The organism is Luteimonas sp. TWI662 (assembly GCF_039673825.1).
Lineage (GTDB): Bacteria > Pseudomonadota > Gammaproteobacteria > Xanthomonadales > Xanthomonadaceae > Luteimonas.
The window spans coordinates 1-13,976 of record NZ_JBDJMI010000041.1; the positions used below are offsets into that span (position 1 = coordinate 1).

Genomic DNA, 13,976 nt, shown 5'->3' on the forward strand with positions numbered 1-13,976 from the left:
AGCCCTCCGACTGTCAAAACGAAAAGCCAGATCGTGTTTCGCGATCCGCCGCCCCTTGCAGAGTGGCGCGCGAACCGACGCAAGCCCACTTCACCCGCACCCGGCACGTCAGGCTCTTCGCCGAGGGGCCCGACGCTGCATTGAGCATGCTCCGCTCGACGGCAAACCAAAGGCGCCCACCAGGGCGCCTTTTTAGTGCAGTCGGGGCGCCTTCGATGACGACGGTGTTTTGAGCTCAAGAAGTTTGATGGGTCCGAACGCGGGCGCCATCTTGTCTTCAGCAACCGAGTATCGCTGGACGAGATCTTGGCTCCAGGCTTCTGCATCGATGATGGCGCTCTCCAGCCGATCATGGCAGTCGGCTTCCGCCTCGGGCGATATCGCCTCCCTCGCACGCTTCAACGCGTTCAGACGCTGCTCCAGCGCTGCGAACCGCCTCCCGCGGCGCGTTGCCCACTCCTTGGGTGACCACTCTCCGGGCGTGGGGTGGTGCTCGGAGAATTCCTCCAACGCCCGCTCTGCGCGCCCAAGGTTTGCCAGTGCGCGGCTTTCCACGCCCAAGCGACGACGCCATTCGACCGCCCATCGCCGAACAGCCTTCAAGCGCTTCACCAGTTCTCGAAGGTCAGGACGCAGCCCCTTGGCGCCGGCATGGGTCGCCAGGCGCGATGCGTGGTCTTCCAGCAATTGCCGGGTGGCCCTAAGGCGATCCAACACGCCAGCCAATGCATCGTCCAACCAAAGCCCCATCGCCTCTCCGAACAGCACCTCGGCATCCGGTCCCTCGCTGCGAGGCGGCAGCGCGTAGGACCCAACGCCTGTAAGCCGCAGGCCACGCACTCCACGCAGCTGCCCTCCCCCATGGTCTTGGGACAAGTCGACCACGGCCGCGGGCCGCCCACGTTGCCGATCACGCTTGGCCTGTTCCTCGCCATGCCCCTCAGATGATGGGATAGCCCGTCCCTGGGCAACGGCTTGCTGTAGCAGCGCTTCGAACTGCTCAGCGTTCTCCCGCTCGATGCCGGCGGTGACATCGGCTCGGTCGGAATCCATTCCGCGGCGAGAGAGCGCGGATGCGTTCTTCCCAATGTGCTTCGTAGGCTGACGCGTCAGAGCCAGCGCTGCGCCAAGGTCGCCGCGGTCCAAGGCGGCCTGCGCTTGGGCATCCAGGCTGCGATGGTCCACGGTCGCATCGACCTCGGCAGCAGCGAGGTGTGCGTTGGTGACTCGGGCCACCATTTCTCGAACCCACTCGATTTCTGCCCTGCCAGCAGGTCCGCCGTCTAGCTCTCGCGTTTTTTCGGCCAAGCCATCCGAAGAGATCCTGCGCGTCGTCGCCAGCACATGCGCATGCCAGTTCAACCCGTCTTTGGCATCTGGCGAATGAATCGAGACTTGAGCCGCGAAGCGGTAGCGCTCGACCAATGCCCGTGTGATCTCGCCGGCCAGGTCCGAACGCTGCTCATCGGTTAGCTCGTGCGGCAAGGCAACCTCGAACTCCCGCGCCACTGTCGCGTCTTTGCGACGCTCAGCGCGCTCCGCAGCCGGCCACAATTCGGTGGGGGTCAGAGCCCACTCGGGCGCGTCGTCTGGCACGACGCAGCGCGTCTCGACCACGCCGCCTCGGCGCCGGTAGTCGTGACGAGTGCCCGTGATCTCGTCGAGGATCAGAAGGCCAGCCCGATAGGCTGCGGCTGCGAGGGACGAATGCCCTTTGGCTCGGCTAAAAGTTTTGACGCGCGCGTGGTAGATCGCCATGGAAGAGCTCGTGGTTGTGCTCTGTCCTTTATGCCCTGGCTTTTGATTTGCGCAAGCGCGCAGCGCTTGGGGTTCAAGGGGCGCCAGCCCCGTGCGCACGCATTCCGTAGGAATGCCTAAGTGCGCTCTTGCGCGATTCGCTTTGGGCTTGCTTTTCAGCCTTTCTTGATTTCGGCCGCTCCCGAAATTTCTAATCGCAGCGAACTTGACGAGTCCCATTTCTTTGTTTCACTCGAAGCAACGCAAACGGAGATCCCGGCATGAGTGAAAAAAGCCACTACCACGAACGCATCCAGCGTGCCACGCAGCAGCTGGCGCAGCTTCAAGCCAAAGAGTTGTTGGCCGATCAGCGCCGCGACGCTCAAGCGAAGAAACAGGCAAAGCGAGATGAGCTACGCCGCAAAGCAGAGGTGGCCGAGATCGTTTTTCAGACTGGAGCTGACGCACTTCCTGATGTGGAACTCACAGCACTACTCGCGAAGCACATGGCCGGCAGATGCGACACTGAGACACGCGCCCACTGACGCTTTGGAGGCTTGAGCAACGACGCCCCTCGGTCCACTATTCTCGGGGAGGGCGGCTTGGGGGCCGCGAGAAGATGCCAAGGGGGCAACGACATGCGCTTGGAAGCAATCAGCATCCAGAACTTCCGCTGTTACGCGGATGAGATCCGTGTCGAACTGGACGATCTGACCACGTTCGTGGGCCGAAACGACATCGGCAAGTCCACGATCCTTGAGGCATTGGAAATCTTCTTCAATTCCGGCGTGGTTGCCATGGAGCCTGGGGACGCCAACGTCCACACCGAGGACAAACAAGTGGCCATCACTTGCGAGTTCTCAAGCATGCCACCCGCGCTGACCCTCGATGCTGGGGCGGAAACCACCTTGGCCGACGAATACTTGCTCGCCGCCGATGGGCGCTTGAAGATCCGCAAGCGTTTCGATTGCTCCAAGCAAAAGCCGTCAGCCGAAATCCACGTCATTGCCCAGCACCCCACCGCGCCCGACTACGGTGACTTGCTGGAGTTGAAGGAATCGGAGCTTCAGAAACGCGTCAAGGCTAAGGGGCTGACCGTTTCGTTGAAGGGCAATCCCGGGATGCGCCGCGCCCTTTGGAGCGCGGTCGACGACCTCCAACTGCAGGAGGTCGCCATCCCCGTGGGAAAGGCGAAGGAAGATGCCAAGCGCATCTGGGATCAGATCGAACCCCACTTGCCGATGTTCGCGCTGTTCCAAAGCGACCGAAGCAGCCGAGACTCTGACGACGAGGTGCAAAGTCCTATGAAGGCAGCCGTCGCGGCTGCCATCGCCGAAGTGCAAGACGACATCGCTAACATTCAAGCAAAGGTGCGCGAGAAGGCCGAAGAAATCGCCCGAGTCACGCACGCCGCCTTGGCCACCATCGATCCCAATTTGGCCCGCGAACTGACGCCTGAATTCAACCCGCCGACGCCTGCCAAGTGGCAATCGCTCTTCTCGCTTGGCCTCAACACTGACGACGGGATCCCATTGAACAAGCGTGGCAGCGGTGTGCGGCGCCTCGTCTTGGTCAGCTTCTTCAAAGCAGAGGCAGAGCGACGCCTTAGGACTAGCGCCAAGCGCAGCATCATCTACGCAATCGAGGAACCCGAAACCGCGCAGCACCCCAATTACCAGCGCATCTTGATCGAATCTTTCAAGTCGTTGTCAGAGGACCCAGGTTGCCAGGTGTTGCTCACCACGCACAGTCCGGGCTTTGCCTCATCGCTGCCTCAAAGCAGCATCCGCTATGTCTGTCGCGAGTCGGCAACCGCCAAACCTCAGGTCCAAGCAGGTGTCGACGTTTTCGGGTCTGTCGCTGAAGCGTTGGGTGTCACGCCCGACAGTCGTGTTCAAGTCCTCTTGTGCGTCGAAGGGCCGACCGACGTCTTGGCTATGCGGGGCCTGTCCCGAGCCCTGCATCTCGCTGACCCGGTGTTCCCTTGCCTGGCCTCGGACGAGCGCGTGGCGTTCATCGTCCTGGGGGGAGGCACCTTGGAACACTGGGTCAACGAGCACTACCTGCGCGCGTTGAACAAGCCGGAAGTCCACATCTATGACGGCGATGTCGCGGCTTATGTGGACCGCGCAGCGGAAGTCAACGCGAGGAATGACGGTTCTTGGGCCGTTGTGACGCGCAAGCACGAAATCGAGAGCTACCTCCACACCGATGCCGTTTTTCATGCGTTCGGCGTTAGGATCGAAGTCACGGACCAGCCCGTGGACGGCAAGGCCACGCCCAAGGTCTTCGGGGAAGCCTTTGCAGCGCACCGTGGCCACGGTGAGCCGCTCCGCGACAAAAAAGCCAAAGCCAAGCTGGCCGAACACGCGTTCCCGCTCATGACCGCGGCCATGCTCGACCAACGCGACCCAGAGGGTGAGGTGCGTGGATGGCTTCAGAGACTGGGGAGAATGCTGTCGTAAAATCCGAGTATTGAGAGACCAGTGACATCAGAGTGGAATTGATGGTGGAAGGTTTTCACCGCGATACGACAATTTAATTCGCTACGCACCTAAGCGCCTGTCTATGGAGTGTTGGACCGATGCCGATCTCTGCCTACTCAAAGACCTTGAAGGGTGAATACGATGTAGTGCAGTTACTAGCGTGGTTGAATCCCGAGAGCTCGACTAAGGCGGATCCCACTCACATATCGCAAGCGAATAGGGAGTTCATCGCTGGTGATGTTGTTTGCCCTGGGTGCGGCCTTGGAAGTCCGGCTGTCGTGGTGGCCGGTCGTTCCAAGTCAAATCCACAGCGCCTCACTAGCCAATCCCATTTTCGCTTCCCGGAGCATCTAGAGCTTTGCGAGTTCGAGGCCGATAGCACCAAATCGTCTCTGGATGACCACCTTGTTAGGTTCAACTCGACCCAATCGGCGCTGGCGAGGATTGTTGGGGATCGGGTATCCAAGGGGATCGAACTAGGCATTTTTAGCCAAGAAACCATGCGCAAAATGCGTCAATGGTTTCTTGATGTCAGGAGAAAGCACTCCTATAGGTCCGCGATAGACCAAGACTTCCTTTCTGAACTCTTCAGACTACCGAATGACTACCCTTTGCTCTCGCCGAGATTCACGCCTGCCATGGCGAGGCTTCCGGACTTCAATCCAAACGAGTTCGGAAACCAGAAGTTTATCGACGAAAACAAAGACATTTATGAAATTATCAATCGTAAGCGCCACGTCTTCCACTTCTTGCGCCAAAACCAAAGCCTCATCACCACGCGCATAAAGCGAAGTGAGGACGCACTCATCTTCGACCCCTCTTCAACTGAACAGGAATACAGCCAAGTAAGAGAATTGACGCACTTCATCGTTGGACAAGAGCGCTCCGTCAAGTGGCCTTCAAAATTCCTTTATGACGAGCGCAAGCCTCTTTACAGTCTAGTATCTGCCTTCTCTGCACTGCTTCTCTTTAGCAACAACGGCGGCATGGACCGGGCGATTGAAGCTTATGTCAGAATTCGAACCAGCGGCGATCCAGTCGATCGAGCGGCCGGCAATATCATTGGCCTTAACCCGTTCTTTGATCACGGGGTGTTATCGGCAATTGCCATGGCGCATGAGGTTAAGAAAATTCGGCCAAGTGGTTTAGTCGTTCATCGGCGGATTGAACAATTGAGGCATGAAATACGTTTGCTTGCGTTTTCGCCACATTGAGAAATGCGAAATAAGCTAACCGCCGCCATACCCGTTTATTTAAGGTTCATTTTTATTTGAACCGCTTGTTAGCCTATTTTCTTAAACAGTATGGCAATGACTCCGAGAGCTGAAACCTAGTCGCTCGCTACGTCCTTGATTTGCAATGATTTAAAGTCCAGATAGCTCAAGAATTTCCGCGTCAGGCTCTTCCATTCGTTCCCGCCGAATCCCAATGCCTAAGGTGACTGCGGGCGGCGAAGAAAAATGCCGATTGTGGGTTGACGAATTTCGTAGCTGATTGAAGTTGCTTCCATCGGAACGATGGAAGTAGAGACATGGCACACAACCCGGAAGACGAGATCCAAAACTACATTGCCAACCCCTTTGGCGCGATGCAGATGAAAGGCCTCCGCATTGGCCGCATCAGCATAGACGAGGTGTCGGTGGCGGGCCGGGAAGCGGCCATCCACTTCCAGGAGATCCTCAACGCGGCGTGCGACAAGACAAAGCGCATGCGGAGCTCAAAGGACGGCACACGCTATCCCGAACCGCTCCCAGTGGCCCACCCTGCCCGCCTGTTGTCGGTCGAGATCGACGACTAACTCAAGGACATGGATCGCCGAGGGCTCGCCTCCGGCACGATTGGCGATTGTGGTCGCACCTTAGGATGGCTTCAGTTCGCCTGCGGCGACATCCCCGTCCACCGCATCGACTACAAGCACATCTATCTGCTCTGGGACGTGCTGCGGTGGGCACCCAGCGGGGTTACCACCTTCCCAGGGTTTGATCGGATGACTCCGGAGGTTGTGATTGACCTGGGGCAGAAGCAGCAGGTCGCGCCACCAGCGGAAAGCACCTTCGCCAAGCACCGAAGCCTCTTATCGGCCTTCTTCAACCAACTGGTAAAGAAGAAGGCGATTCCAGGCTCACCGATCGAAGCGTTCGCGGACGTCAAAAAGGACTTGGTCATTGATCCAAACAGGGCCGAACGCCTCTTCGACGAGGCGGACCTTCAGCGCATCTTCGCACCCGAAACCTTCATCCCGTGGGCCAGCAAATATCCCCATCGATGGTGGGTGCCCCTGATCGGGCTCTACACGGGCGCCCGAATCAACGAGGTGTGCCAGCTGAAGGTCGCCGACATCGCACAGGAAGGCGGGGTATGGTGCATCCGGATCCAGAAGACTGTGGACCCTGACTTGGCGCACAAGACAAGGGGGCGCAGCCGCCAGAGCCTAAAGGGCAAGTCCGCGGTTCGCACGCTGCCCATCGCACAGCCCCTCTTGGACGCCGGCTTTCTCGATTTCCTCGACGACATCAAGGCCTGCGGTCACCCACGGCTTTTCCCGCACCTGTCAGCTGGCATCAACCGCACAACGGGCGAGACCAATGCGCGCTACAGCCAAGCGGCGGTGAGTCAGTTCGGCAGCTACTTGAAGACGCTGGGCGTGCCCAAGGGAGTCGGCTTCCACGCCTTCCGCCATACCCTCGCCACCGAGCTCCATCACCTGGGAGTTCAGGAAGAGGACATCGCCATGGTGACCGGGCACTCCGTCAGCAAGAAGGTGCCTGTCCTGCATGAGGCCTACTTCCACAAGAAGCCGGCGCTCGCTCGTGCGAAGCAGATCAGAGCACTGGAACAGTATCGGCCGGCAGTGGAGCTACCGGTCTACAAGCGGGGGCAGTTCCGCCAGCAGCTGAAGGACCCCAGCAAGTTCTATCCCTGACCCCGACCCCGACCCCGACCCAAACGCTGCAACGTAGCTACTACTTGGGTAGCCACTTGCGCATTCTCATTGTTCGGTATACTGGAGTGTTACAAGACACGGATTGTTGCTCGACCATGCCCCCGAACCCCTACAAGAACATCCCGCTGGACTACACCAAGGTATCGGCCACTTTGGAGGCATTTGGTGCCACCGGCTTGCAGCACGAGGATCTCAATGAGGGCAAGCTCGTCCAGCACACCGGGTCATTCAATGGAACCGCATTCCTTATCAAAATCTTCGTGGGCGGAGATGGGAAGTGCACCATCGGGTATGCAACTGGTTACGACCGAGCCACTCACGATCTGATCGCCGCCCAGATTCGAGAAACGTGCGGTTTCGGAAGCACCGCGCCTGTCAACATTTCCGTGCCTAGGTTTCCGCCTGCAGATAGCGAGCAGCTTTTAGAGTTTTTGGAAGAGAGGGGTGTCAGAAAAGTATCCGATGAGCAGCGCGCAGAGTATCGAATTGTCCGGCTCAAAGGGCCTCTGAACGATGCACTCACCCTAAAAATATTCAATAACGGGACGCTTCAGCTGCAAGGCATCCACGGACAAGTGGCAGGCTGGAGCCTTGATCTGATCCAGACTTTATTTCCACTCGATCAGGTGTTGGCGCACCAGAAAGCCGTCTATGAGGTCCCCATCTCGGTTGACCAAATCAGACACGACCTGGAAGCTCGCATACCCCATGCCCACGACTATCTGCACGATGTTGTCCGAATTGAGCTTTCTTCGGCGTTAGCTCTCACCAAGGTAAGCATTGCTCTGGAAGATTACGCGGCAATCGCGTTTCCAGCGCTTCGAAGCTTGGAGGGTTTTTGCTTTCAGGTGCTTGCCGAGGAAGTTGGCGTTGACCCAAATAAACTCGAAAAACTTGGTGATTTCTTTCACCAGGTGGGCACGCAATGGCGCATGGTTTCGACCTATCACGGAACCGCTTCAACCGAAGTTCAAGCTGCTTTGGTGAGGTGCTACAAGTTGTGGCTCACTCATCGGCATCGGCTTTTCCATATGGACGGTGTCCTCAATACGACACGGATCTTGGACACCCGCGAAGAGGCGGTGACGATCGTTGACACAGTCCTCGACGCGATTGAGGCAGACTACCGAACGATAGCTGGGGCGAGGATAAGCACATGAAAAGCTTTGCGCTCATTAATTCAGTCCGCTCGAAGTTTGCAGTCGTCATCATGGCGACGGGAGCTGAGCTTCCATACCGACATATCAACGAGATTGGCGAGGAGCTGCGTCACCTACACGTTCAAGGTGCTGTCGTCTTTGATCTTCTGGCGTCAAACGGTTCGCGTTCTCGTCGGTTTTTCTCAACAAGCTTCGATGGAGATAAGTTCCCGCCAGCACTTGATCTAAAGCCGGTGGATCCAGAAAGAGAGGTTAGAGAGGCAGCGGCAAGCTACCTACAAGAACATTTTTCGGAATTCGATCTAACCCTGCTGACGCCCGCCATGCAGTTCGCCGCTCGTAAAGGCATTCCCCTCTGATACTCCTGATGCGCGGGACGGAACACCTAGTCGCATCAAGTCCCGCTTCTCGTTTCACGTTTTTCTTGCGGGCCAGCGAGATGTGCTGTCTTCTCGCCTCCCATAGAAGCGTAGCCTGCTGCTCAGGCGTCATGAGTGACATCAACAATTGCCATTTCAGCCATATGGTCGAAAGTGGCAAGGAAAAGCGAGTGAAGCAACTTGCGCTCGGCAGAAAATCCAGTATTTAGGCCACAGGGGTGCCATCTGGAACGTCATACATGATCTGCGTGATCTCGCTCACCAAGCGTTGGTCGAGCAGAAGCTTCATGATGACGGCCGCCGTTTCCGCTGTCGGGATGATGCGGCCGGCAGCGTCGAAACCGATGCCCCATTGATATTTGTCGCATACAGTCTTCAACGCGCCCAAGTAGGCTGGATTGTTGTAGAAGCCCTTTTCTTGGATGACGGCCATCCGGCGAAGATGGGTTCCGTTCTGCCCAACATGCTCTACAAGCGGTGCCATGTCGGTAAAGATCGCGACGAACTCTGGCGCCTCTTGGAGCTCACCGAATGCCTGAACATAGCCAGCCCTGTATTGCATCATGGACTCGAAGCCACGCTTGTTGCCGACCAAGAGAGCATCGTCCAGCGCGAACAGATCGAAGCCAGGCTCAATCGTGAAATCGACATCCTCTACAGCGGTTAGCTCACCGTCTCTGAAGACGGTGTTGATCACACCCTTCTTCTTGTAAGCCGGCTTCCAAGTCGAAGGCGACCTGCGCATGGCGTAGAGCGTCGAACCATCCGCAACGAATTTCACCAAGTAGCCCGTGGAGCCCTTGAGCTTCGCGAGGCTATTGACGGCATGTTCCATCTCGGGGCGCTCAGCAAGTGCCTTGAGGGCTTCGAAGTTGGTCTCCATTGCATCGACAGACAAACACCCGTTCTCTGTCGCCTGTGAAAGATGGCTATAGGGAACCCACTCAGTGATGCGATCACGCTCCGTGAGTGCGAATCCGCGCAACGCTTCATCAAGGGTCTCGTCGGTCCGCACGTGGCTGGCCGAATACTTCGCAGCCGTGCTTGTTCGCCGGAACACCCAGAGGAATACGTCAGCTCCCTCGAGATCGAAATTCTTGAGGTTCTGAAGTGCCTGTTCCGTCATGGATCCCCCATAAGAAATACGTCCTGAACTTCTTCTGCGCGCTGGGGCCCAGGAAGAAGCTTGCCCTTCTTCAGCACCCTGGCGCTCCTGACCTCCTCCTTCTGACCAATGCTCATCTTCACGTCGTAGAGCCGCCAGCCCAAGACGATCAACAGCGGGTTCATGAGGATTTGGCCCGACCGGTAGGTTATTGCAAAGAGCACAACCCAGAACACGAGGAAGCCTGCGATCTGCTTGGGCTGTCCATAGCTCATGCCCATGAACGACACGACGTAGGGAAAGAGATAGCCGATCAGGTCGTTCGGAATGGACTTGACCTCAAGCACCCGCACTCTCTGCTTGAGGCGGACCGCTTTCATCGAAACGAGCGTCAGGTAAAGAGCCGCCGCAGTCAGCAGCACACTGCCGATGGCGAGCCACGGGTGCTCGAACACCACTAGGGTGCAATCGAAGTTGCCCCGCCATCCGCACACTGGCGCGCCCCAGTGCTTTTCGCGGACATCCTGGACGAGCAGGATCAGGGCAAGTGGCAGGTAGGAGCCCAGGAAAAGGGCTGCTCCAGACCACAAACGGAACTGCATGGTGGGCTTCTCCTTTCCTCACCGTTCCAATCTACTTTGGGCTGATCTCACCCGTCGCGACGTATCTGCCGATCGCGTCATGGCTTGCGCCGTCTACGGCGCCCCCTTCTCTGCTCGCTTGGCTAACCTTCGTGCTCGTTCGAGAAGCTCCCGTTGCTGCTCTTCTGGCAGCCGGGACATCAGCAAGATGATCTCTGCAAGCAGGTCCGATGTGGCATGAAAGTAAGCCACAGGGAGCCCCAACGCCTCCGCCAACGCTTCCATGGTGCTTTCATCTGGCATCCGATCCCCGCGCTCGTATCGCGAAATCCTGGGAGCGGCCGAGTTCTCTTCCTCAACGCCAAGCGCTGCGCCCAACGCCGCTTGCGTCATGCCCCGCGCCTGGCGTGCCTCTCGAAGGCGCCTTCCTAGGGTTGATGCGGTGGGCAACAAGGCGGGCATCTGGCAGATCGAACGGAAGCTAACTCAACCCGCAGTCTGACGCTTCCAAGTCTGGACTGCATTTGCCAATATGGCAAACGTCGCTGGTTCGGCGGCTTACAGGGGTCTTGCATGAAGCACGCAACGCAAGGAGCGCCGGTCGCGCTCTTGTTCTTGGCACTCACCACCTCACCCGCCATCGCTCAAGACGCGGAACAGAAGCCTGGCTTCTTTCGACAGCTGGGAAAAAGTCTCCATGACGCTGGACGCCAAGCAGTCGGACTGCCGGCAAACGCAACAGGGAGCACCTCGAGCGCTGCTGGGAGCGTCGCGCTTTACAACCCTCTGACCGGAGCCGGCCGCATCAATGGCCTGTTCAAGGCCGAGGATCATCAGCAAGCCCAGCTCGGTCGACTGGAATGGCCTCGGGTCGCGCTGACGTTCAAGGAATGGGGTTCAAGCCTCCAGTGCTGGACCGTGGAGGCGCGCATCTGGACCAACGCCACCGCGTCGACCACGGAGACGTTCCAAGCCTGCGCGGATGCCCCGCTGACCATCACCGATGATCTGGGCGAGACCGCCGAGCTCAACCATGCCGCGCGCATCAAGGCCACGACCGATCTCATGGTCGGCCTGCGAGTCCGACTCAACAAGCCAAACACGGGCGACCAGCGCACCACGGGCCCGAATCCGCCCCGTGAGCCGTTCAACGTGCGCGTGAGCCGCGGTGACGTGGCCTTGCAGGCCCGCAAAGTTGCCTTGAGCGCTGCTTGGGTATCCGGCTTCCTCCGCGCAGAAGACCTCAACCCTGGCCCGGGCGGCCTCCTCACACCGTTCCGCGATACGCGGATGTGGATCGCCGGTTTCGATGCCGACGGAAATCGCGACAAGTGACCCCCTCGCCAATCCTCGACTGATTAAGGACGAACCATGCCCTACCGCCGCACTTCCCTGCTCGCCTTTGCTCTGACCTTTGCGCTGTCCGCGTGCAGCGGCGGGGGACCACCCTCTTCCAGTGATGCCCAGCGAGCGCTGACGCGCCAATACGAGCAGGCCACTGGCCAGCCCGGCATGGTCCGGGGCTATGACAACTTCCTCCTCACCGGATGCGCGGAAGACCCGAGCGGGGACGGCTTCCGCTGCGACGTCTCAGGAAACGTGGTGTTGCTTGTGGCCGGCACAGAGCAGCGGCTGCCTCTCGGAGGCGCTGTCCGCTTCAGCAACGCCTCTGGCGGGTGGACTGCCCATACCGCCTCGCCCTAACCCTCGGAGACTCAGCATGTCTTATGTGACCCACCCCGTTTCAACGAAGCGGGTCATGACCCCGACCACGCGCTTCACATGGTGCTTCTGCGTGTCGGTCTTGATGTTGGGTCCCTTCGGCCTGGTCGTCGGCCCCGTGCTGTCCCGCCTTCTGCGTCGACGGGCGGAACGGCTTTTTCCCGCCGAAGCGGGGCACGCTCAGCGGCGCGACCCGGGATTCGGGTGGGGCCAGGTGTGGCTGGTCGCCGCCGCCGGCGTGATGGGCCTGGTGGGAGCTCTCGTGCTGCTGCCAACAATCGTCCTCGTGCTCTTGGGCGGCGTTAGCTGACAAGAATGCGCTTCGGCACCGCTCACATGAGCGGTGCCTGATTCCCGTAAGCGGAACAGCTGGAGCAACATGCCCTTGACAGATGCGCAAGTGCTGGTATCACAGTTTTTTATCGGGTGATATCCGTTATGAATAGCAACGAGTTCTGGACCCAAGCTTTGCTGTCGGCGCTGTGCCGACTTTCATTACGAGAAGCATTAGTAGAAGCCGATGCAGCTTTGGTAGCTGCCGAAGCACGGCATGCAGCCATCGCGCCCCTTCCACAGCAGCATCCCGGTTGGGTTGCAAACATATTGAAAGGCTGGCCGACTCCCGAAGACATGAAGCGTGTGGTTAGGACAGACGGAACCGAGTTTATTTTTTAAGTTGGCGGGTTTTTGGCCTAGAGATCGAATCAACATTTTGGCGCGGGACCGCTTTACCTTGGTTTAGATCTTCCGCGACAGAAAAAGCCTCTATAACGTTGTCGCATGAATAAATAGCGTTTGTCATGCCCCGCTGGACTACTAGGAAGCGGCGGGGACGAGTCAAAAATACTGGTCCGTTTTTGGTGTGCAAGACCACCTCTAGAACAGCGATACCCGCTAGCCCAGAAATCATGCCACAAGATTCAAGCGTCTCCCAAAGCTGCTCAGGCAATGGAGCGCTCCAGGATTGATTAACTTCAGACTCATTCTTGGATAGGCGAGACCCGCATTGGTTAATCGCTACGTCTAAAGCGTAACTCGCGGCTTCAAATCCCATTGGAATTTGCGCGCTGCAGACCCAGTAGCGCGACAGGTATTGATCGTGCGTTGCCACTCCTTCGGGCCCAAGCTTCTTGAATTCGACAACCAAAAATTTGCTGCGATCACTATTCATAAGCACCTCCACCGTGCGATTTTAAGTTTCGATATTAATCTCGCTTGTCGCTCACTCGCTGCAATGGAGGGCAGTGCAACATTAGCACTTCCCTACACTCCAAGCGGCATTGGCCGATAGCGTAGCCGCATCGCTCAAAACAAAGCTGAGCTCCAGCACGGCGCGCGGCGGAATCCTCCAGCTTCCCAGGGTGTCTGCGCGATCGCCGGTTTGCCCTTAGCGCACGTTGCTGACTTTCATCGCTTAGCCGCCTGAGTCCGCACAACTGCGCCCTGCTCCGCATTGCGAAGAGCTTGAAGACGTAATCCGTGTTTCAAAGATCTCAGACCAGGCGAATGCGGCCCTAGTCCGTCTAGCTTCTCCTTCGCGGAGAAGTGTCGGCTGTAAGTCGCGTGGTGCTCATCGTCTAGCTCATGCCCCACGAGTTGCGCGCGAAGCTCCGACACGACGCCGGCGCCTTGTAGCTCTTGAATCAGGGTTTTGCGGAGGGAGTGGAAGCCGCGCTTGGCCGGCGCCCACTCCTTGCCTACCTCAGAGAGGTGGCGCGAGAAGGCTTTAGAAATCCAGTTCCCCTGCCCGTTCTTGGCGTCCGCTTTCGCCGCAGGAAACAGACGCTGATGGCCCGCTCCGCGCCGACCATCGACCCAGGGTAGGAACCCTAGCTCGAGCAGCTCGGGATGAATCGGCACC

13 protein-coding genes and 2 pseudogenes are annotated in these 13,976 nt (G+C 58.4%); 9 read left to right on the plus strand and 6 right to left on the minus strand.

The features are described from left to right. Window positions 1-192: 192 nt before the first annotated feature. Window positions 193-1,758, minus strand: a complete 1,566-nt coding sequence (locus ABE488_RS17315) for a MobA/MobL family protein (RefSeq protein WP_346445806.1) — start codon at window positions 1,756-1,758, stop codon at window positions 193-195. A gap of 260 nt (window positions 1,759-2,018) precedes the next feature. Here ABE488_RS17315 and ABE488_RS17320 point away from each other — a divergent pair, with 260 nt between their 5' ends. From ABE488_RS17320 to ABE488_RS17345, 6 genes and pseudogenes are all read left to right on the plus strand, one after another. After that, window positions 2,019-2,282 carry a hypothetical protein gene (locus ABE488_RS17320; protein WP_346445805.1) on the plus strand — a complete coding sequence of 88 codons (264 nt, stop codon included), beginning with the start codon at window positions 2,019-2,021 and terminating at the stop codon, window positions 2,280-2,282. Window positions 2,283-2,375: 93 nt separating this feature from the next. Then, window positions 2,376-4,202 carry an ATP-binding protein gene (locus tag ABE488_RS17325; protein ID WP_346445804.1) on the plus strand — a complete coding sequence of 609 codons (1,827 nt, stop codon included), beginning with the start codon at window positions 2,376-2,378 and terminating at the stop codon, window positions 4,200-4,202. A gap of 119 nt (window positions 4,203-4,321) precedes the next feature. Then, window positions 4,322-5,437: a hypothetical protein gene (locus tag ABE488_RS17330; protein WP_346445802.1), complete on the plus strand. Its 1,116-nt coding sequence runs from the start codon at window positions 4,322-4,324 to the stop codon at window positions 5,435-5,437. Window positions 5,438-5,754: 317 nt separating this feature from the next. Further along, window positions 5,755-7,146: pseudogene (locus ABE488_RS17335) on the plus strand (site-specific integrase). 116 nt (window positions 7,147-7,262) lie between these two features. Continuing rightward, window positions 7,263-8,327 (plus strand): RNase LS family HEPN domain-containing protein, encoded by a 1,065-nt coding sequence (locus ABE488_RS17340; protein WP_346449654.1) that lies wholly within the window; start codon window positions 7,263-7,265, stop codon window positions 8,325-8,327. Next, entirely contained in the window at window positions 8,324-8,686 is a 363-nt protein-coding gene (locus tag ABE488_RS17345) for a type II toxin-antitoxin system RnlB family antitoxin (RefSeq protein ID WP_346445799.1), read from the plus strand. The genes ABE488_RS17340 and ABE488_RS17345 overlap by 4 nt, the downstream gene beginning before the upstream one ends. A gap of 226 nt (window positions 8,687-8,912) precedes the next feature. Here the strand turns inward: ABE488_RS17345 and ABE488_RS17350 are convergent, their stop codons facing one another. From ABE488_RS17350 to ABE488_RS17360, 3 genes are all read right to left on the minus strand, one after another. Next, a complete protein-coding gene (locus ABE488_RS17350; RefSeq protein ID WP_346445797.1) occupies window positions 8,913-9,833 on the minus strand; it encodes a DUF4868 domain-containing protein in 921 nt (306 codons plus the stop codon). Further along, window positions 9,830-10,414, minus strand: a complete 585-nt coding sequence (locus ABE488_RS17355; protein WP_346445795.1) for a hypothetical protein — start codon at window positions 10,412-10,414, stop codon at window positions 9,830-9,832. Before ABE488_RS17355 ends, ABE488_RS17350 begins: the two co-directional genes overlap by 4 nt. A gap of 93 nt (window positions 10,415-10,507) precedes the next feature. After that, complete coding sequence (locus ABE488_RS17360; protein WP_346445794.1) at window positions 10,508-10,855, minus strand: helix-turn-helix transcriptional regulator; 348 nt, start codon at window positions 10,853-10,855, stop codon at window positions 10,508-10,510. Between the two features lie 111 nt (window positions 10,856-10,966). Here ABE488_RS17360 and ABE488_RS17365 point away from each other — a divergent pair, with 111 nt between their 5' ends. From ABE488_RS17365 to ABE488_RS17375, 3 genes are all read left to right on the plus strand, one after another. Then, a complete protein-coding gene (locus ABE488_RS17365; RefSeq protein ID WP_346445793.1) occupies window positions 10,967-11,728 on the plus strand; it encodes a hypothetical protein in 762 nt (253 codons plus the stop codon). Window positions 11,729-12,113: 385 nt separating this feature from the next. Further along, window positions 12,114-12,425, plus strand: coding sequence for a hypothetical protein (locus ABE488_RS17370; RefSeq protein ID WP_346445790.1), 312 nt, complete (start codon window positions 12,114-12,116; stop codon window positions 12,423-12,425). Window positions 12,426-12,553: 128 nt separating this feature from the next. Further along, window positions 12,554-12,790: a hypothetical protein gene (locus ABE488_RS17375; protein WP_346445788.1), complete on the plus strand. Its 237-nt coding sequence runs from the start codon at window positions 12,554-12,556 to the stop codon at window positions 12,788-12,790. Here the strand turns inward: ABE488_RS17375 and ABE488_RS17380 are convergent. Both ABE488_RS17380 and ABE488_RS17385 read right to left on the minus strand, forming a co-directional pair. Continuing rightward, complete coding sequence (locus ABE488_RS17380) at window positions 12,780-13,286, minus strand: hypothetical protein (RefSeq protein WP_346445786.1); 507 nt, start codon at window positions 13,284-13,286, stop codon at window positions 12,780-12,782. The two genes, ABE488_RS17375 and ABE488_RS17380, sit on opposite strands and share 11 nt — an antisense overlap. 236 nt (window positions 13,287-13,522) lie before the next feature. Beyond that, window positions 13,523-13,976, minus strand: a pseudogene (locus ABE488_RS17385) (integrase); the annotation flags it as partial.